Genomic DNA, 18288 nt, shown 5'->3' with positions numbered 1-18288 from the left:
ACTCCCAAGCAAAAAGCACTCATGCATGACCGCTACCCGAACGCAGCCATGACGCCATGACCTCGCCTCCGTGTGATGAAAACTCCAGTGAACCCCTAAAACGTCTCAGGGAAAATATTCCGACCGGCAGAGTTAGAGCAGATACATTCCTGTTCTGGCGCGATTACGATAGTTGCTGCCAGCCCGAAGCGTCCACGGCCGAATGATGCCATGGATGGGGTCCGACCGTGCGCTGCATATCCAAAATAGCGAAGAAAACGCACATTGATCCAGCACCTGCTTCCAAATTGATGTTCTCGTTGCATCCGTCAGCGTGCCAACCTGCTTTGTAAGATCAACAACGACTGATCAGAAATCCCCTGGCGCACATTGTAGGCAAACGAGCCCTTCTTTGCGCCAAGCCTCGACGACGGAGGTGCGGTCATCAATTACCAGCCAAGGCTGAAAACCATCTGCCCTCATTTCGTTCAGCGCTTTGCGCTTTACTTCTGGGTCGCTGGCGCTGTCCTGATCCATTGCGCGTAAATATATACCGTCGAAGGGTAGGTCATGTTTGCGAAGCCATGCAATCGTGTGTTCGGCCCAGCCTCTTGGCCGTCCTGAACAGATCACAATGGTCTCACCGCTTTCTTTCAACCGGCGCATAAGCTTCGCAATTGGTGCAATCAACGCTGCATCCGCCATGGCATGATGAAAGTCATCCCAGTGTTTTTCAACGCCGTGCACAAGATGGCCAAGGCGCTCTGCGTCGAATTCAGCAAGTGTGCCATCGACGTCGAATACCACACATGGGGTAGGTGCTGTCTGGTTCATAGGGGTTTCTCCATCATTTTACGGTCTGTTTGTTCGAAAAGAAGCGGTGTCGCATTCGGGGGGCGTTGCCCGGCGTCACCGGTTGTCCAAAGGATGCGTGCCGCACGGATGATGCCTGAGTGACAAACAAGAACCGGTAGCCTTCCCTGCGAGGCCGCGCAGATTTCTGTAATCGCGGTCTGCACGCGTATTATCATGTCGGTCCAACCTTCACCTTGATCCGGCGTATCTTCTCGGAGGGGCTGCTCCGTCAGTGGTCTCCCCTCAAACACACCCCAGTGGCGTTCTCTTAATCCGTCGTGCAGCGTGAAATGCTGGTTCGGAAAGGCAAGCCGCGCGGTATGTTGCGCCCGTGACATCGGGCTGGCGTAGATCGCGATTTGCTTTGGCCATGTCCTCTGAGACAGGGCGCGCGCCTGATCGCGGCCCAGCCGGGTCAGCGGAACATCCGTGACGCCCGCGATGATCGCATCTGCGTTGGCGGTCGTCTCTCCGTGACGGATCAAGCAAAAGCGCTGGGGCGGCAAAGGGGCCGAATTCATAACCGCACCCGATCATGAAAGAACACCTCGGCGTCCAACCCTTCAACAAGGTAATCCTCAGGATGCGTGCAAAAAGCGGGGGCAAAGCGTTTCGCGCCTAGGCGTTTTAGCATCTTCACCTGATCACGCAGGGGGGGATGCACGTTCCAGCGTTGGAAATAGCCGCCCGGAACACTGCAAATGCCACGCGCATGGGCGGTCATATGGCCAGTGAATAAAACATGGGCATCGCGCCCCAAACGGCCGCTTTCATGCCATGCCCGCACATAGCCCCAAGCGGCACCACCGTCAGCGTTGGGTGTATCGCAGATCAGGAAACGTGCTTGCTCCATCGGGCCACGGTCCAAAAGCGGAGCGATTTCTTGAGCATTGGCGCTGACAGTGCCACTGTTCAACGCTGCGCGCAGCGTATCTTGGCATTCGGGGTCAAGTATTACACTTTCAGCTCCGTAACGGCGGATCAGATTCAATGCCATCTCACCTGCACGGCCGGATGGGGGCACAGGCAAAAGCACCTGACCCTGCACCCTGTCCAATAAGGCATGCATTGCCTCAAGGCGTTGGGATTGCGGGACATCGTCCAAGTGATAAGAGCAATCCAAGATGGCAGTCGCTGCCGGCGGTGGTGCATCGAAGGAAAACCAATCGGATTCCTCAGACCAATCGCCAGAATAGTAAAACCCATCTCCCAGATCGAAGTGGAACCAAACCCCGCCCATCGCGTGCCCATTGCGGCCCGTGGTCAGTGTTATGCCATTAATCACCGTCTGACCTTGTTCGGGCAACAGATGCACTTTCGCGGCGGGGGGGAGCGCCTTGGCCGTCTGTGCCGTGGCATATATGGGCAGCCCTGCCTCAACAGCATAAGAGGCCCCGCCGATGTGATCGATGTGATCATGGGTGATGAACACCGCCTCTGCCCCCTCAAGCCAGAGCGGATCGAAATGCGCGTTCGCCTCGGGCCCAAAGCCGCAATCAAGGAGCCAAATTCGGTCACCCACGGTCAATTGGATGCATGCGGGGCCTTTGTCCCCGATGCCGGAAAGTAGTCGGATGCTTTGCATTTAATCCTCCCGAAAGGCCCAAGGGGTTGTAATTGTAAGGCCCAATTGGGTGCCGACCTCGAAACGTGCGCGGGTTTCAGCAAACAGGCGTGCACCGCAGTCGGTCACCGCTTCCAGCAGGTATTTTCCACCCACATAAGTGACCCGCGCGACTTTGCTGCGCAGATCTCCTGTCTCGGTAATGGTCAGGTTTTCGGGGCGCAGGCAAACATGGCTGACCTGCGCATCCTGGCTTGTGGATTGCACGGTAACCTCGGCCCCCAGAATGCGCGCCTGTTGTGCGTTCCCGCCGGTTTTGAGCTCTTGCACCGGCACCACCGCGCCGCGACCGACGAATTCCGCGACAAAGCGGTTCTTTGGTCGCTCATAGAGGGTTTGTGGGGTATCGAACTGCTGAATGCGCCCTTGATCCATGACCGCAATCCTGTCGGCCATTGCCATGGCTTCGGCCTGATCATGGGTCACATAGACCATCGTGGCACCGGTACGCTTGTGAAAGTCGGTAAAGACACCCTGCATCGTGGCCCGCAGTGCCACGTCAAGGTTGGCCAAAGGCTCATCCAGCAGGACCGCGCAGGGAGCTGATACAAGGCAACGGGCCAAAGCGACGCGCTGTCTTTGGCCGCCCGAAAGATCGGAGGGCATGCGGTCCGCATAGTGCTCTAGCCCTGTTGAGGCCAGGGCGGCATCGGTCTGTTGTACTATCTCAGCCTTGGATAGTTTCCGAATTTCAAGCGGGTAGGATACATTACGCCGCACAGACATATGCGGCCAAAGGGCGTAGGACTGGAAGACAAACCCGATGTTGCGCGCTTCGGGGGGCAGGTTTGCGCCCGTCTGCGCGTTTGCCATTTCGCGCGCCCCGATGCGCAGGCGTCCGTGGCTGGGCGCTTCAAATCCGGCCAAGATCCGCAAAAGCGTGGTTTTGCCACAGCCCGACGGCCCCAAAAGCGCAATAAATTCGCCGTCTTCAAACCGCGTTGTAATGTCTTGTAATGCGGGCGTATCTGCGAATGTCTTGCCAACGCAGGACAGGTCTATGTCTGCCATGGGACAACTCCTTTGGGAAAGCGGCGTGATAACAACTGGATCAGCGCCATCAGGACGATGACGACAAGCACGATGGTCATTGCCAATGCGCTGGCCATGCCGGTTTCGCCGCTGTCATCAAGATTGAAGATCACCACGCCAAGCGTCTCGGTGCCTGAGGACCACAAAAGCGCAGACACTGTGAGTTCGTTAAACGCAGTGAGAAAGACAAGGATCGCCCCCGCCGCAGCAGCAGGTGCCGAAAGTGGAAAGATCACATCACACAAACGCCGGTAAAGCGATGCACCAACAGATTGCGCGGCTTCGTCCATGGCTGGATCAAACTGTTTGAGGCTGGCCTGAACCGGACGGAACATAACCGCAAAGAAACGCGCGATATATGCCAGAAAAATGATCCAGATGGTGCCGTAAAGCGTGGCATCTGTGAATGGCAGTTTGATCAACAGCAAGATCATGGCAATCGACAGAACCACCCCTGGCAGCGCGTAGGGCAAGTCAAGCAGGCTATCGAACAGGCGCGAAAGCCGCGTTTTGCGCCGCTCCATCAGCCATGCAAGGGGCAGGCAAATCACGACAAGTACCAAAGAAGCGCCCATTGCCAGTCCGAATGAGTTGGTAAATGCGCGTGATGTGGCAGGCTGGCGGAAAAGCACCTCCTGCCAAGATGCGAGGCTAACCGTATCCAGACGCAGCGGCACACCGTAGGCGGGTATCAAGGAGGTCGCCAAAAGGCCAAACATCGGCAGTACAAGGATGGCAGAAATCACCGCCCACAGAAAAATTTCAACCGGTAGGCGCGCCTTACCAAGCGGCAAAGCTAAGGGGCGGGATGTGCTACCGACAAGGTGTAGCTTCTGACGGGTCTGGAAAAGGCGTTGCAACAAAATACCGCCAACAGCCACAACCCCGATTAACATCGCAAGAACCGAAACTTCGGCCAAGACCGTCGTCCCCATTCCGGCCAGCTTTTGATAGATTAGCGTTGGCAACGTCGCATAGCCTGCGGGAATGCCCAACATCGCCGGAATGCCGAAATTACCAAGGGCGGTCACAAAGGTGATTGCCGTGCCGGCCCCCAGACTGGGCAGGGTCAGCGGCAGCACAACTTGCCACCATATACGCAATCCTTTTGCCCCGCTGATGCGGGCGGCCTCAACAACGTCTTGAGGGACGGATCGCAGGCCAGCGCGCAACGTCAAAAAAATGATCGACATATGCTGAATTCCCAAAAGAAAAATGATCCCTCCAGGCGAATAAAGCGGCTGCGCTGCCCCAAGTGGAGGCGCGATGCCTAGCGTTTTTAACAGAGCCGATGAGGGCCCCATAATCTGGACCCAAGACAGCGCAGTAATCTGCGGCGGGATCATCATTGGGATCATCAGGCAGAAAACCAGTGCCGCCTTGGCCCTCAGGTCAGTCAGCGCCACAAGGAACGCAAAGGCAGATCCCAGCATCAAAGATACCAAAGTGCCAAAACCGGCTGTGACCAAGGAATGTTTGAGCGCGCTCAGGGTAGAGGGCTGCGTCAATACCTCTCGCATCAGGGTAAGGCTGGGGTTCCCTTGATGCGTGACGCCCTCTACAAAAAGGCGCAATACTGGCGCAAGCGTCAGGCAGATCGCGACGACCAAGATGGCCGAGAGCAGCCGGGCCTCGGACCGGCTGCCTCCGTTGTATTGCGCGGCAAACATCACTCAGCGCCAAAAAGCTCTGAGAATTTGGCTTTGTTTGCTTCTGCGTTAGCGAGCGCTTCGGCAGGGTCAAAAGCCATCAATTTGATATCATCGCGCGCAGGGAAACCTTCAGGAACACCCATGCCGTCGCGCGCCGGGATGTAACCCATATCCAGAACCAGGTCCTGCCCCTCTGCGCTCAGCAAGAAATCGACAAACTTCTCTGCGCCCGCGACGTTCTTGGCAGAAGACATGATCGCAACCGGTTCAGTCACATAAGATACGCCTTCTTTAGGAAAGACGAATTCTACTGGTGACCCATCGGCCTTGTTGCGGATCGCGAGAAAGTCCACGACCATGCCGTAGGGTTTTTCGCCCGAAGCGACGGCCTTGAACGTTCCGCCATTGCCGCCCTGCGCGCGCGCCTCGTTGGCGGCAAGGCCTTCGTAATAGTCCCAGCCCAAGCTGCCGTCGCTTGTGAGCGTGGCAAGGTGGATCAGCGCGGCACCGGAGTAAAGCGGCGACGGCATTGCGATCTGACCCTTGACGGAGGCGTCAGACAGGTCGCCCCAAGATGTCGGAGCGGTTTCAACGCCGGTGTTGTAGACAAGGCCGGTCGTGATCAGCTTGGTGGAATGGTAATACCCCTCGGGTGAGAAGAGGGCTGCGTCATAGTTCTGGGCTTCGGGGGAGCTGTAGGCATTCAGCAGGCCCTGCTGTGCCATGCCTTCAAGGGTAACAGTGTCTGCGATCAAAAGCACGTCAGGCTGTGGGTTACCGGCTTCGATTTCGGCGCGCAGGCGTGCCATCAGCTTGGTTGTACCATCGCGCACCCAATCGACTTCGGTACCGGGGTTGGCTGCCATAAAGGCATCAACTGTGCGCTGCGCGTCAGCATTGGGTTGCGAGGTGTAAAGGGTGATGGTGTCGGCCATGGCTGTGCTGGCCAAGAGCGCGAAAGCGGTGGATGTGAGGACGGACTTCATAGGGCTCTCCTGGAGTTGCATCTTTCGAACGAAAGTACTTCACAGGCCGTCTTATCGCTGGGAATCTTGACAGTTTTGCAACAGATACTTGAAGTTTTTATTTCTATTGCGGCGCACGGATGAGTTTCTTAACCTTCTGAAAAATGATGATTTCTTAGAAGAGGCTGCCGTGCAACGGGACGTTACCCAGCGAAGAGATGCGATTGTCGCACTATTGTCGGAAAAGGATGTGCTTTCGGCGATGGATCTTTCGTTCGAACTTTCTGTCTCTGTTCAAACGATCCGTGCAGATCTACGCGATCTGGATGAAGCAGGCTTGGTACAGCGGCGCAATGGCACCGTGCGACTGCGGCAGCAAAGCGAAAACATCGGCTACCTCCCGCGCGAAGGGATTGCACGGCAGGAAAAACAACGCATTGCTTTGGCGGTCAAAAACCTGATCCCCAATGGCGCACGTCTGGCCTTGGGCACCGGAACAACAGTGGAGACCTGTGCGCGTTTTCTAGCATCGCATAAGGGCCTATTTGTTGCCTCCAACAGCATCCACGCGGTCTGCGCCCTGCAACATGCTCAGGACGTTGCGGTTGAACTGGCGGGCGGCGCTGTCCGAATGCGCGATCTGGATATGATTGGGACACCTGCACTGGAATTTTTCTCCAAGTTCAATGTGGACTACGCAGTGTTCAGCTGCGGCGGCCTGTCGGAGACCGGCAGAGTAATGGATTATAATTCAGACGAAGTATCCGCCCGCAAAGCTATCGCCAATTGCGGTAAAAATAGCATTCTGGTTATGGATAGCACAAAAAAGGGCTTGGATCTGACTTGTCAGACCGGGAATGTTTGGGACTTTGATGTTGTGGTCACAGGTGCAACCTTTTCAACGCCAATTCTACAAAGTTGTGCGCGACATGGTTGCCGTGTCATTCAAGTATGAAAATGGGCTGGTTCAGCGATGAAACGCTGATGTCCCACCATTCTTAGATTTTGGCGGCCCCGGAAGGACTTGAACCCTCAACCTCGGACTTAGAAGGTCCTTGCTCTATCCAGTTGAGCTACGGAGCCGCTGAAAGCGGTCTGTAAAACAGTCCGCGATAATCTACTACTTGCTAATCGTCTTAAATTCAAAGCCAAATTTGGACTTGATCAACCTATTAAAAGTCAGGCGCTCTATTCAGCCCGGCTATGGGCGCGTTGTGGCCTGATACTGGTTTGGAATTGGCTGCACAATAGTTCGGCCCCTTTGATAGCTGGGTGACCGGAATTGTCTCTTATCCGCGGCATTGGAGAAGGAAGTGTGATTTTTGTTCTATTTACGTTCTTGATGGAGCGTTACATTTCAGGCAATTATCTGGTTGTTCTTCTTGGACAACAGATCCGGCCTTGGGTTAAACACATAATGCGACGGAGGGATCATGACGCACAGGTATTACGACTTCTTTGCAGGCGGCGGTATGGCTGGTCTGGGCCTTGGCCCGGATTGGAAGTGTTTATTTGCAAATGATATCGACCCGAAAAAGGCTGCAAGTTACCGAAAAAACCATGGTGGCGGTGCCGAGCTATTGCTTAAGGACGTCGCAAAGGTAGCGTTGGATGACTTGCCTTGTGCGGCTGATATGGTCTGGGCCTCTTTCCCCTGTCAGGATTTGTCATTGGCGGGAAATGGTGCGGGTCTGGCGGGCAAGCGAAGCGGGATGTTTAAACCATTCTGGCAGTTGATGCGTGGCCTGAACAGCGAGGGTCGCGGACCCAAAATCATCGCGCTTGAAAATGTATGTGGCGCGATCACCAGCAATGGTGGCCGCGATTTTGCAACCTTAGCCGCGGCGTTTTCGGGACTGGGATATCGATTTGGTGCTGTGGTGGTGGATGCGGTGCATTTCCTGCCGCAATCGCGCCCAAGATTTTTTATGATCGGGGTCCGTGGAGACCTGATCATTCCTGACCAGCTTTTGGGCGAGGGGCCCAGTGGGCTTTGGCATCCGCCTGCTTTGGTGGAGGGGTGCAACCTGCTTTCGAACGCAGCGGCCGCGCGCTGGCAATGGTGGCATTTGCCGACGCCATCCACGCGTAACACGCATCTTGCCGCGTTGATCGAAGAACGGCCAACAGGGGTTGCGTGGCATACGAAGGCCGAGACGCAAAAACTGCTGGATATGATGACCAGCCATAACCGCCAGAAAGTTGATGCTGCCAAACAAACAGGGGAGCGTGTCGTGGGAACGATATACAAACGCACCCGGCTGGATACACAGGGCATCAAGCGTCAACGTGCCGAGGTGCGTTTTGACCAGATTGCTGGCTGTCTGCGCACGCCCGCCGGCGGGTCGAGCCGGCAGACGATCATGGTGGTTGAGGGTGACAAGGTCCGCTCGCGGCTATTGTCCACCCGCGAGGCCGCATCGCTGATGGGGTTACCTGAAAACTATATCCTGCCAGAGCGTTACAATGAGGCCTATAAACTTGCCGGTGATGGGGTGGCCGTGCCGGTTGTGCGCCATTTGGCAAATGCTATTTTTGAGCCAGTGTTGCGTCGTAACCGGCTGGCGCTGGTGGCATGAGGAGCCGATGTGGTTAAGCGTAACCCCGATGACACCAATTTCCCGCCATTCGAGACCGAGGACCTTCGTAACAACCTCGCCGCCTTTCTGGCGCAGTCTTTCCACGATCCGGTTATAGGGAAACCGCGCGCTATCGGGGCATTCAAATGGGGCGTTTACGCTTTTTTCGACTACGATGGAGAGCCCGTCTATGTGGGGCAGACCAAAGAAAAAGTCTCGACCCGGATCAGGCGGCATTTGACCAATCAGCGCACGGACGCTGTTGCGATGTCGGTGCTGGACCCTTTTGAGGTTTATGAGGTCGAGGTCTGGCCGTTGCCGGAGTTTCAGAAAACGGCGGCAGGGGATGCGCAGGCCAAGGCCCATTTGGATGCACTGGAGGATCTGGTGTATCAGGAGGCGATCGAGGGGAGCATTTTTAAGGCTGTTCTCAACGAAAAAGACCCGCCAACGCCTACAGTTGAGGTCAGCAAGCCACCATCGTTGCGCGGCAGGTTGGTCTCACCACAGGTGCACCGGATACGATCACATCCCGATTTTCGCATCGCTCGCCGTGCGTTGACCTTATCCCGGTTGGCGCAGGTGATTTCAGAACGAAAAGTTCAGGGTGGTCTGCGGCGGGTTTTGCTCACACAGTCCAAGCGTCTGCAATGGTTGGCGGATCGGCGTTACAATGCCCTTGGTGGTGCGGCATCGGTGGCTGGCGAGGCCGAAGACTGAGGTTTCAGAGCGTGCGAAACCATTCCGGCAGAACAGTGCGACAGACGTAATTGATGAACGGCGGCTTTATGATACCACGCTTCGGGTCACGCACAGGCTGGTCGCGGATTTGCTTATAGCCCTCGGAAACGGCGTCTTCCCAAGAGAGTTCTTTGGCGATGGCCAGTTTTCGGAAAAACCGTTTCGCATGAAAGTCGGGTTTTGCCCAACCAGGCACGTTCCAATCTTCTCCTACGCTGTCAGCAACCGATTGCCGCACCTTGTTTGTCAGAGCAAGCGCTTCCGAATTGGCGTGTTTGAGGTGAACAAAAAAGACACCATCCGGCATCTCGAAGGGAAATTTCTCGGTCCTGCGATAGCCGCAAAACACCCCGTGCCAACGCAGCGGCAATGATTTCCGCACGGCCCATGCCTTGCTGTAATTTCCGGTTACACATGCGACTTTGCGGTGCGCAAACACAGACTCGCTTGGGTCAAGTGGTGCGTCGCCTTCGACCTCGGCAAGGTTAAGGCCCAGTCCGAACAGAGCGGGGGCCTTTGTCGCGGCAAATAATTCCTCAAAAGAACCATAGAGAGCGGGATCAAAGCAAACCAATTCATCCGCATCCGTCTGTATGACCCAGTCATAAACATTCCCAAGTCCGGATTGCATGTCGTTTACCACCCGCATTCGCACCCTGTCGAAATTGCGCAATCCGTCTCGGGGAATGGTGATAATACTTGCCTTTGGACAGATTTTTGCGATTTCGGGATCAATCCCATGCGAAATGACATAAAGGTTTTCGGCACCCAAATGTGCACTGAAATAACGATACCATTGCGCCAAAGCCCAATAATCGCGGTAAACCATCGTGATCGCGCAAATTTTCATGCCAACTCCATTGCCAGTCCTAAAAGGCGTATAGAGTGATCAGGGGTCGATCAAGGAATTGCCACGCCATGCGCCGCATTCGGGTCGACCTGAGACCCTAAAGCTCCAATTGGCGCAGACGTCCTTCGGCATTGGGTAACCTGACGCTGAATAAGTTTTTGCAGAGAAGGACAATGGACAAGATGGCGGCCTAACGCCCAAAAGTCATCCCCAAGGGTGTCCTTAAAGCTGGAGGGCACTTGGAGCACAGCGCAAAGTCAAACCGCGTTGTTCGAGTGTCAGTTCGTCCTCACGCGGCCCTTTCCGAAATCGCGGTTCTGGACACTGGGTTGGCAAGTGGCCAATCAAAGCTGAAGGTCGCACCATTTCCGACGGAGGAGTGGAGGCTGACGGTACCGCCGTGACGTGCGACCAGTTTTTTGACAATTGCCAACCCGATTCCGGTGCTGTCGGATCCCGCTGGACGGGCCAGAGTTTGGAAGATCGTGAAAATACGGTTGTGGAACCTTGGGTCGATGCCAGGGCCATTGTCGCTTACGCTGACGCGGCAGCTTTGTCTTTGAGCTTCAAGGGTGATGATGATGTGTGGAGCCTCATGCTCACCACAGTATTTGATCGCATTGCTGACGAGGTTTTCGATGATGCGTTGGAAGTACAAAGGTTCTACGCTGATCGCTCTGACATTGCTGCGCAATTCCAATTGACTGTCCTCCAGTGCAAAATCCCACCGCAATGACTCTAGAAATTCTGTTAAGATCACGGGGGCCGCGTGCTCTGGCGCTGCTGTGGCGTTAGAAAGCGTAAGGATGCCTTGGGTGAGTGCTCGCATGCGGGTGACACGTTCCTGAATCCGGCACAGGTTTGCGGCGACTTCCGGATTGGCCTGAGGCGATGATATATAGTCAGCCAGATATTCTTGGAGCATTTCGGTTAGCCCGCCAATTCCGCAGATCGGTGTGCGCAAATCATGGGAGGCAATGTAGGCATATTCCTCCAGCTCCTTATTTTTCGAGACGAGTGCAGCGTTCTCCTCTTGCAGCTGTTTCACCTCTTTTTGGAGTTTCCGAGCCTTACGTTCGGTTGAACGGGCAGATTTCATGCTTGTTCGTGCAATCATTGCCAATCGGAAGATAATCAAACCCGCGATCAGAATCACAGCGGTACTTGCATCAGCAGTCTGATATTTCTCATAGATAGGTTGGCCCCCGCCGGGGGTGGTCAAGTGCCTGTCGCGCATGTTGGGGGGCAACGGTTCTTTGATCAGTTGCTCTGTGATTGAAGCTGCATGAGCCGTGGCCTTTGCCATCCCTTGCATAACAGTGATCTGGGCCTTGCCGGCACCGCGACCAGGCAGAGCGGATGTTTCATGTGCAACATCAAATCCTGTCTCTTCGCTGTTCGTCATCACCGGCGCTATGTGCGAACCTTCATGCGATTCGATTGCCGTGATACCAGGCACCGCGATGCCTTCGTATTCTTCCAAGCGTTCGCGTGTTGCCGCTTGTGTGCTATCTTGTGAAGTGTCTGCTTGCGTGAGGGTGCGCGCCTCTGTCAGGTGTTTGGGGAAAAGCCATGGGCTGGTGGTCAAGCAAAGCGACACAAGAAGGATGATGGCACAAAAGTTTGTGATCCGGCCGCTATCGGTTGAAAAAAGAGTACGCAAATCTGTGTTCCGATTTTCTGGGATGTGGTCACCCTAGGTTGCAGAGGTTAAGAAATAGCTGTGCATTTTGCGGTCTTGCGCGCAGGAAACTTTGTGCAGATCATTGTGAAAATAGACGCTGGCGCGTAGGTGGCTGCGGTCGAAGCTGCCAAAATCGCTTCACATTTGTTGCGGGAAAGCATATGTTAGCGCTAACTTATATAATTGATGGGATACTGCTGTGTCTGTGAACCAAATTCTGAATAAAATCACCAAACGGATCGTCGAACGGAGCCAGGATCGTCGCGCCGCTTATTTGGAGCGGATGCGTGCCGCGCAGAGCAAAGGACCATCACGCGGACACTTGTCATGCAGTGGACAGGCGCATGCTTTTGCGGCTGCGGGTCCCGATCAGAATGCGCTTGCCACAGGGACGCAGGGCAACCTTGGGATTGTGACTGCCTATAACGATATGCTGTCTGCCCATCAGCCGTTTGAACGTTACCCAACCCTGATCCGTGACGCGATCCGCGCAAACGGTGGCACCGCGCAGGTTGCGGGCGGTGTGCCTGCGATGTGTGACGGTGTGACCCAAGGTGAGGCAGGTATGGAGCTGAGCCTCTTTTCACGTGATGTGATCGCCATGGCCACCGGTGTGGCGCTGAGCCATAACACCTTTGATGCTGCCGTTTTCCTTGGCGTTTGCGACAAGATCGTGCCGGGCTTAGTGATCGGGGCGCAGGTCTTTGGCCATCTGCCATCAGTGTTCATTCCTGCCGGTCCCATGACCAGCGGCCTCGCGAATGAGGAAAAGGCCAAGGTCCGTCAGAAATTCGCAGCAGGCGAAGTTGGCCGCGAAGAGCTGATGGCCGCAGAGATGGCGGCCTATCACGGGCCGGGCACATGTACTTTCTACGGCACAGCCAACACGAACCAGATGCTGATGGAATTCATGGGGCTGCACCTGCCGTCCTCGAGCTTTATCAACCCGGGTGCCGAAGTCCGTGATGCACTTACCGTTGAGGCCGCCAAGCGTGCTTTGTCGATGAGTGCGCTAGGCAATAATTACACGCCGGTTTGCGATGTGCTGGATGAAAAAGCATTTGTGAACGGGATGGTTGGGTTGATGGCCACAGGCGGGTCGACCAACCTGTTGATCCACCTGATCGCGATGGCGCGGGCAGGGGGGATTATTCTGGATTGGCAGGATTTCTCGGAAGTGTCCGACATCGTGCCGCTGTTGGCGCGGGTGTATCCGAACGGGCTTGCTGATGTGAACCACTTCCACGCGGCGGGCGGGCTTGGCTATATGATCCGCGAACTTCTGGGCGCGGGGCTGTTGCACCCTGATACCAAGACTGCTGCGGGCGAAGGTCTGCATAACTATACACAAGAGCCGTTTTTGGAAGATGGCGCATTGGCATGGCGCGAAGGCACAGACGTCAGCCTCAACACCGGCATTCTGCGCCCCGCATCCGAAGCTTTCGCCACCTCCGGCGGGCTCAAGCGTCTGTCCGGCAAACTGGGCACAAGCGTGATCAAAATCTCGGCGGTGGCGCCTGAGCATCAATTGGTCGAAGCGCCTATTCGTGTGTTCCATGATCAGGATGAGGTCAAAGCAGCCTTTAAGGCAGGCGAATTTACCGGTGACACCATTGTCGTTGTCCGTTTCCAAGGGCCCAAGGCCAACGGCATGCCGGAATTGCACAGCCTGACGCCAATGCTGGGCATCTTGCAGGGGCGCGGGTTCAAGGTGGCATTGGTCACAGATGGCCGCATGTCTGGCGCGTCTGGCAAAGTGCCCGCCGCCATCCACGTCAGCCCCGAGGCGCTTGACGGTGGGCCAATCGCCTATCTGCAAGACGGTGACGTCTTGCGTCTGGACGCTGCGGCTGGCACGCTTGAAATTCTCACCGAAGGGGTGCTGGACCGCGAGGCCGTTACCGCTGACATGAGCCACAATCACTTTGGCACGGGCCGCGAGCTGTTCGCGCCGTTCCGCAACGCCGTCGGCACTGCCGATACCGGCGCTTCTGTATTCGGGGACTAAAATATGATCAACGACACTGCCTATATCCGCGAGCTGGCAAGCCTCGCGCCCATCATCCCTGTTATCGTTGTCGATGACGTGGCCGATGCCATTCCGCTGGCCAAAGCACTGGTGCGTGGCGGTCTGCCGGTTCTGGAAGTCACCCTGCGTACAGATTGCGCGCTGGAAGTGATCAAAGCCATGGCCACTGTAGAAGGTGCTCGCGTAGGTGCCGGTACGTTGGTGACCCCGCAAGACGTGACTGACGTGATCGAAGCGGGCGCGACCTTTGGCGTGACGCCGGGCTCTCCTGCGGCCCTTGTGGACGCGGTGCTTGAGGCGAATTTGCCTTTGCTTCCCGGTGCGGCCACGGCGACCGAGGCGATGACCCTGCAGGCGCGCGGCTTTGAGGTGCTCAAGTTCTTCCCCGCCGAAGCGGCTGGCGGCATTAAAATGCTCAAAGGCTTGGGCGGCCCGCTGCCGGGGATCTCATTCTGCCCCACTGGTGGCGTGAGCCTCGAAAATGCGCCCGATTATCTGGCCCTGCCAAATGTGGTCTGCGCTGGCGGTAGCTGGATTGCGCCGCTTGATCTGGTCAAGGCTGGCGACTGGGATGAAATCGAAAACCGTGCCCGCGCTGCAGCAGCCTTGCCGCGCTAAGACAAACAGACCTATCAGATTGGAAGGCCGGCAACCGCAATGTTGCCGGCCTTTTGTGTTGTTCAGTGGTGAAAATAGTTAATTTTGAGGCCTGTTTTGCTGCTTTATAGGGGCATATCGGCCTGTAAGGCCGAGGTTTTGTTAAAACGCTGCGTATACTTGGCAATTTCCGCCTTCAATGACTGTCAATTGTCGCTCATTTGAGCATACTGGCGCGCATGAAAGAAATGCCCAAATCCGCTCTGCCGTTACGCCACACAAACAGATCCCTGCCCATCGCGTTATTGCGTGCGCGCGAGGTGGTCATGGGGCCTGTTCGCGATATGCTTGCGGATACGGGCGTGAATGAGCAGAAGTGGCGCGTGCTGCGGGTGCTGGACGAAGGCGGTGCGCAGGATCAAAATACAATCGCGCACAAAGCCTGCCTTCTACTGCCAAGCCTGACACGCATTTTACGGGCCATGGAAGAAGACGCGCTGATCTCACGGAGTGAGGATCCGACTGACCGACGCCGCTCTATTGTACAGATCGAAGACGCAGGGCGTCATATCCTTGAGGCAAACGGCGCGCATGCCGCGGCGTTGGTTGCGCAAATGCGTACACTCTACGGAGAAGAAAAATACGAACAGCTCCTTGATCTGCTTGAGGACCTTCAAACAATCGGGATGAAACCCTGACAATCAAGGCTGCCGACGGGTGAATTGGAGCGGAATTTACCACGTCATTTTCCGATCAGGGTACAGTGATAGATCGTCGAGTGGCGCACCCTAGATTCAGGGTAAACGGGAAACCGTGGCATCTATGACGCAATCAATCTGTGATTGCGTGTCCGCGTAGCTACACCCTTGGTTCGAATCGTGGCTAAGCCTTAGACAGGACACCGCCGTGGGGGCGAAGGTAACAGGAATGTCAGATGTTCAAACACGCCGCTGGCGCGCTTTTCGCGGTCACTTTTTCGATTTTACTCGCCGCACCAGCCGCGCAGGCCCAATCTCGTGAAAAACTTGGCTATGGCCGGTTATTGAGCAACGACTTTTTTGGCGACGGGCATGACCGTTGGCGCACCGGTTCTTGGACATCCTCACGGGTTTGGGGGCCAGAGTGGACGGGCAGAGCGCCAAAGGGCTTTGGCGAGCTGATCGAGCTGCGCTTGTCCGCGGAGATATTTGCACCCGAGAACATCTCGCGTCCTGCTGCAGGGGATCGCCCCTATGCTGGCGCATTATCTGCCGGGGTACACACCCATTTCGATTTCAAAGGCTTCGAGATGGCGGTGGGCGGTGATGTGACCCTGACCGGATCAGGCAACGGTCTTGGTGATTTTCAGGATGCTGTGCATGATCTGCTGGGTGCACGGGAGCCGTCAAATTCGGTTCTGGATGATCAGATCGGTGGCGGTTTGCACCTGACCGTGGTCGGAGAAATGGGCCGCACGCTGCAATTGGCCGAAAACCTGCGTTTTCGTCCCTTCGTCGAGGGCCGTGCAGGCGCCGAGACTTTGGTGCGCGCAGGTTTCGATTTTACATTCGGCAGGGTCGGGGCTGACGAATTGTTGGTCCGCGAAAGCGTCACCGGCCATCGTTACCGTGTGGTGCAAAACCCCGGCGTGACCGGATTTTCCTTTTTGATGGGCGCAGATATCGCTCATGTTACAGATAGTATCTATCTGCCCGAAGGGCGTGACCTTGAGCTGACCGATAGCCGTGAACGGCTGCGGGCAGGTGTGCAATGGCAAGGCCATCGTGCCTCGGCCTTTTATGGTTTGACCTATCTGGGCGAGGAATTCGAAGCCCAGACCGAAGGGCAAGTCACAGGATCGCTTCAGGTGAAATTCCGTTTCTAAGACGTGCCCCCCGCGAGGGGGCACGGTGCCTGTAAAGATGTTTGCCTGCAACACCACGGGTTGTGTGATGGTGTAAACGCAACAGTTGTGTGCAACATCGGAATTTCACTTTGCAGTGAAGTCTCTTTTTGTTAACGATTAGGTAATAAAAAAAGATTACGAGGCAGGCGAGTTAGTAAATGGGAATGGGCTTTCGTGGCACATTCGTCATCAGCTGGTCGCAAACAGAAATTGACGGTCTTGAAGCTGCACCAGTGCAAGCTTTGAGTGTGGGTGCTGCATGGGCATGGCGTGGAGATGCTGTGCGCGTTGACGGGCCGTCAGATGTTTTGCGGCTTGATGAGGCGGACGGTTCAGAAGATTTGCGTAGACGTGCAGCGCGTATGGTTCACAGGCTTGTGGGCACAGCGCTGGAGCGTGATGGCGGTGCGCGGACGCGTGCGGACGATGGTGGGTCGTCGCCGTTAATGGATAATAGTTTTGTCGTCACGGACGGCGGGAAAAGCTATAGCGTGACCCTGATCGAGGTCGGTGGCGGTAGCCAGCCGCTGTTGATGTTCCTTGACGAGATGCCGCCGCGCCATTGCGATCTCTGGATCGTACATCATACCCTTGGCACCGTACAAAACACTGATGGTGGCCCACAGCAAAGCGGGGTCATTTGCTTTACCCCCGGCACCCATATCCAGACCCAGGATGGCACGCGCCTGATCGAAGACCTGCGCGAAGGTGACAAGGTACAAACCAAAGATAACGGATTGCAGCCGTTGCGCTGGATCGGCAAGCGTCGCATGTCGGGTGCGCGTCTGTTTGCGATGCCCAAGCTGCGACCGATCCGCATTGCCGGGTCGTCCCTTGGGGTTGAACGACCCGACCGCGACCTTTTGGTGTCGCCTGCACACCGTATTTTGGTAAAAGGAGAGGCCGCGCAAAGCCTGTTCAACACCTCTGAAGTGTTGGTGGCAGCGAAGGATCTGATCAACGGTTCAACGATTACAGTTGATATGCAGGTGCGTGAAGTGACCTATATCCACGTATTGCTGGACGAGCATCAGGTGCTATGGGCTAATGGCCTCGAGACAGAAAGTTTCCATCCTGCCTCGGCGGCCCTGCAGACTTTGGATACACAGGACCGCCTGAGATTGATGGCCGAATATCCGCAGCTGGAATATGATCCACACACCTATGGCGGATTTGCGCGGCGGACGCTGTCGCCCTCTGAGGCGGCGATCTTGCGACACGCCGCCTGATGCTGCGTTAGCTTGCCTGTTTGTTCTCGATCAGCGCCTTGATAATAGATTTGGCGCTGTCGCCTGCCCAATCGGCATCACCGCGCAAGCGCGCAATTTCGCGGCCCTCGGGGTCAAGCAGGACGGTAATCGGCAGGCCAAAGATGGCCATCTGGCTGGCCAGCGCCTGTTTGGGGTCTTGGTGGCGGGGCAGGTTATCTACGCCAATCTCGCCAAAGAACTTTTTGATTCCCACGGGGGAATTGCGGCCTGTGGCAATCGTGAGCACTTCAAAATCGTCGCCGCCGAATTCGCCTTGTAGCTCGGCCAAATGGGGCATTTCCTTGCGGCAGGGCGCGCACCATGTCGCCCAAAAGTTCACCAGTACATATTTGCCGCGATAATCTTCCAAAGACGTGCTGCCTTTGCCGTCTTCAAGCTCGAAGCTGGCGTTGGATGTGGCCTGCGGAGCAGAGTGGATCGCCAGCTTTTTCATATCGCCGGTCGCCAGTGGCGTGATGATATCGGCATCTGCGGCAAGCGCAGGGTTTGCACCCGCGGTGAGGGCCGTATAGACGATAGCAAGCAATAGTTTCTTCATGGGTCCC

At 56.0% G+C, this 18288-nt stretch carries 17 protein-coding genes and 1 tRNA gene; 8 read left to right on the top strand and 10 right to left on the bottom strand.

Going from position 1 to position 18288, the window contains the following annotated elements:
* Positions 1-348: 348 nt before the first annotated feature.
* The 6 genes from ABJM03_RS06715 to ABJM03_RS06690 are packed head-to-tail and all read right to left on the bottom strand — an operon-like array spanning position 349 to position 6128.
* Positions 349-813 (bottom strand): HAD family acid phosphatase, encoded by a 465-nt coding sequence (locus ABJM03_RS06715; protein WP_348416602.1) that lies wholly within the window; start codon positions 811-813, stop codon positions 349-351.
* Positions 810-1355 carry a histidine phosphatase family protein gene (locus ABJM03_RS06710; protein ID WP_348416601.1) on the bottom strand — a complete coding sequence of 182 codons (546 nt, stop codon included), beginning with the start codon at positions 1353-1355 and terminating at the stop codon, positions 810-812. The genes ABJM03_RS06715 and ABJM03_RS06710 overlap by 4 nt, the downstream gene beginning before the upstream one ends.
* The gene (locus ABJM03_RS06705) at positions 1352-2419 is read right to left on the bottom strand and encodes an MBL fold metallo-hydrolase (protein ID WP_348416599.1); all 1068 of its coding nucleotides are present in this window, start codon (positions 2417-2419) and stop codon (positions 1352-1354) included. The genes ABJM03_RS06710 and ABJM03_RS06705 overlap by 4 nt, the downstream gene beginning before the upstream one ends.
* Complete coding sequence (locus tag ABJM03_RS06700) at positions 2420-3469, bottom strand: ABC transporter ATP-binding protein (RefSeq protein WP_348416597.1); 1050 nt, start codon at positions 3467-3469, stop codon at positions 2420-2422. It lies immediately after the preceding gene.
* The gene (locus ABJM03_RS06695) at positions 3457-5160 is read right to left on the bottom strand and encodes an iron ABC transporter permease (protein WP_348416595.1); all 1704 of its coding nucleotides are present in this window, start codon (positions 5158-5160) and stop codon (positions 3457-3459) included. Before ABJM03_RS06695 ends, ABJM03_RS06700 begins: the two co-directional genes overlap by 13 nt.
* On the bottom strand, positions 5160-6128 hold the full coding sequence (locus tag ABJM03_RS06690) for an ABC transporter substrate-binding protein (RefSeq protein ID WP_348416593.1): 969 nt from the start codon (positions 6126-6128) through the stop codon (positions 5160-5162). Before ABJM03_RS06690 ends, ABJM03_RS06695 begins: the two co-directional genes overlap by 1 nt.
* Before the next feature lie 169 nt (positions 6129-6297).
* Between ABJM03_RS06690 and ABJM03_RS06685 the strand changes: the two genes are divergently transcribed.
* A complete protein-coding gene (locus ABJM03_RS06685) occupies positions 6298-7062 on the top strand; it encodes a DeoR/GlpR family DNA-binding transcription regulator (RefSeq protein WP_348416591.1) in 765 nt (254 codons plus the stop codon).
* A gap of 51 nt (positions 7063-7113) precedes the next feature.
* Here ABJM03_RS06685 and ABJM03_RS06680 read toward each other — a convergent pair.
* Positions 7114-7190, bottom strand: a tRNA-Arg gene (locus tag ABJM03_RS06680).
* 350 nt (positions 7191-7540) lie between these two features.
* Between ABJM03_RS06680 and ABJM03_RS06675 the strand changes: the two genes are divergently transcribed.
* Positions 7541-8686: a DNA cytosine methyltransferase gene (locus ABJM03_RS06675; RefSeq protein ID WP_348416589.1), complete on the top strand. Its 1146-nt coding sequence runs from the start codon at positions 7541-7543 to the stop codon at positions 8684-8686.
* Positions 8687-8695: 9 nt separating this feature from the next.
* Positions 8696-9406 carry a GIY-YIG nuclease family protein gene (locus tag ABJM03_RS06670; protein WP_348416587.1) on the top strand — a complete coding sequence of 237 codons (711 nt, stop codon included), beginning with the start codon at positions 8696-8698 and terminating at the stop codon, positions 9404-9406.
* Between the two features lie 4 nt (positions 9407-9410).
* Here ABJM03_RS06670 and ABJM03_RS06665 read toward each other — a convergent pair whose 3' ends face one another.
* Positions 9411-10277, bottom strand: a complete 867-nt coding sequence (locus ABJM03_RS06665; RefSeq protein WP_348416585.1) for a glycosyltransferase family 2 protein — start codon at positions 10275-10277, stop codon at positions 9411-9413.
* Between the two features lie 289 nt (positions 10278-10566).
* Entirely contained in the window at positions 10567-11940 is a 1374-nt protein-coding gene (locus ABJM03_RS06660; RefSeq protein WP_348416583.1) for a HAMP domain-containing sensor histidine kinase, read from the bottom strand.
* A gap of 220 nt (positions 11941-12160) precedes the next feature.
* On the opposite strand from ABJM03_RS06660, the gene edd reads away from it, so the two are divergent.
* The 5 genes from edd to ABJM03_RS06635 all read left to right on the top strand — a co-directional run bounded on the left by edd (position 12161) and on the right by ABJM03_RS06635 (position 17701).
* Positions 12161-13969 (top strand): phosphogluconate dehydratase, encoded by a 1809-nt coding sequence (edd, locus tag ABJM03_RS06655; protein ID WP_348416582.1) that lies wholly within the window; start codon positions 12161-12163, stop codon positions 13967-13969.
* A 3-nt stretch (positions 13970-13972) separates the two neighbouring features.
* Positions 13973-14608 carry a bifunctional 4-hydroxy-2-oxoglutarate aldolase/2-dehydro-3-deoxy-phosphogluconate aldolase gene (gene eda / locus ABJM03_RS06650; RefSeq protein WP_348416580.1) on the top strand — a complete coding sequence of 212 codons (636 nt, stop codon included), beginning with the start codon at positions 13973-13975 and terminating at the stop codon, positions 14606-14608.
* A gap of 218 nt (positions 14609-14826) precedes the next feature.
* Positions 14827-15285 carry a homoprotocatechuate degradation operon regulator HpaR gene (gene hpaR / locus ABJM03_RS06645; RefSeq protein ID WP_348416578.1) on the top strand — a complete coding sequence of 153 codons (459 nt, stop codon included), beginning with the start codon at positions 14827-14829 and terminating at the stop codon, positions 15283-15285.
* Between the two features lie 236 nt (positions 15286-15521).
* Positions 15522-16451 (top strand): lipid A-modifier LpxR family protein, encoded by a 930-nt coding sequence (locus ABJM03_RS06640; protein ID WP_348416576.1) that lies wholly within the window; start codon positions 15522-15524, stop codon positions 16449-16451.
* 179 nt (positions 16452-16630) lie between these two features.
* Positions 16631-17701, top strand: a complete 1071-nt coding sequence (locus ABJM03_RS06635) for a Hint domain-containing protein (protein WP_348416574.1) — start codon at positions 16631-16633, stop codon at positions 17699-17701.
* Positions 17702-17708: 7 nt separating this feature from the next.
* On the opposite strand, the gene ABJM03_RS06630 is transcribed toward ABJM03_RS06635, so the two are convergent.
* Positions 17709-18281 carry a TlpA disulfide reductase family protein gene (locus ABJM03_RS06630; protein ID WP_348416572.1) on the bottom strand — a complete coding sequence of 191 codons (573 nt, stop codon included), beginning with the start codon at positions 18279-18281 and terminating at the stop codon, positions 17709-17711.
* Positions 18282-18288: the final 7 nt, after the last annotated feature.

Source organism: Sulfitobacter sp. (assembly GCF_039977885.1).
GTDB lineage: Bacteria > Pseudomonadota > Alphaproteobacteria > Rhodobacterales > Rhodobacteraceae > Sulfitobacter.
This window is presented reverse-complemented; position numbering and strand designations above follow the sequence as displayed.

What these genes read in the sequence shown, in the direction of transcription:
- eda (WP_348416580.1), top strand. Translation starts at nt 13,973, where the DNA reads ATGATCAACGACACTGCCTATATCCGCGAGCTGGCAAGCCTCGCGCCC.
- ABJM03_RS06690 (WP_348416593.1), bottom strand. Translation starts at nt 6,128, where the DNA reads ATGAAGTCCGTCCTCACATCCACCGCTTTCGCGCTCTTGGCCAGCACA.
- ABJM03_RS06715 (WP_348416602.1), bottom strand. Translation starts at nt 813, where the DNA reads ATGAACCAGACAGCACCTACCCCATGTGTGGTATTCGACGTCGATGGC.
- ABJM03_RS06665 (WP_348416585.1), bottom strand. Translation starts at nt 10,277, where the DNA reads ATGAAAATTTGCGCGATCACGATGGTTTACCGCGATTATTGGGCTTTG.
- hpaR (WP_348416578.1), top strand. Translation starts at nt 14,827, where the DNA reads ATGAAAGAAATGCCCAAATCCGCTCTGCCGTTACGCCACACAAACAGA.
- ABJM03_RS06705 (WP_348416599.1), bottom strand. Translation starts at nt 2,419, where the DNA reads ATGCAAAGCATCCGACTACTTTCCGGCATCGGGGACAAAGGCCCCGCA.
- ABJM03_RS06640 (WP_348416576.1), top strand. Translation starts at nt 15,522, where the DNA reads ATGTTCAAACACGCCGCTGGCGCGCTTTTCGCGGTCACTTTTTCGATT.
- ABJM03_RS06710 (WP_348416601.1), bottom strand. Translation starts at nt 1,355, where the DNA reads ATGAATTCGGCCCCTTTGCCGCCCCAGCGCTTTTGCTTGATCCGTCAC.
- ABJM03_RS06630 (WP_348416572.1), bottom strand. Translation starts at nt 18,281, where the DNA reads ATGAAGAAACTATTGCTTGCTATCGTCTATACGGCCCTCACCGCGGGT.
- ABJM03_RS06700 (WP_348416597.1), bottom strand. Translation starts at nt 3,469, where the DNA reads ATGGCAGACATAGACCTGTCCTGCGTTGGCAAGACATTCGCAGATACG.
- ABJM03_RS06635 (WP_348416574.1), top strand. Translation starts at nt 16,631, where the DNA reads ATGGGAATGGGCTTTCGTGGCACATTCGTCATCAGCTGGTCGCAAACA.
- ABJM03_RS06675 (WP_348416589.1), top strand. Translation starts at nt 7,541, where the DNA reads ATGACGCACAGGTATTACGACTTCTTTGCAGGCGGCGGTATGGCTGGT.
- ABJM03_RS06695 (WP_348416595.1), bottom strand. Translation starts at nt 5,160, where the DNA reads ATGTTTGCCGCGCAATACAACGGAGGCAGCCGGTCCGAGGCCCGGCTG.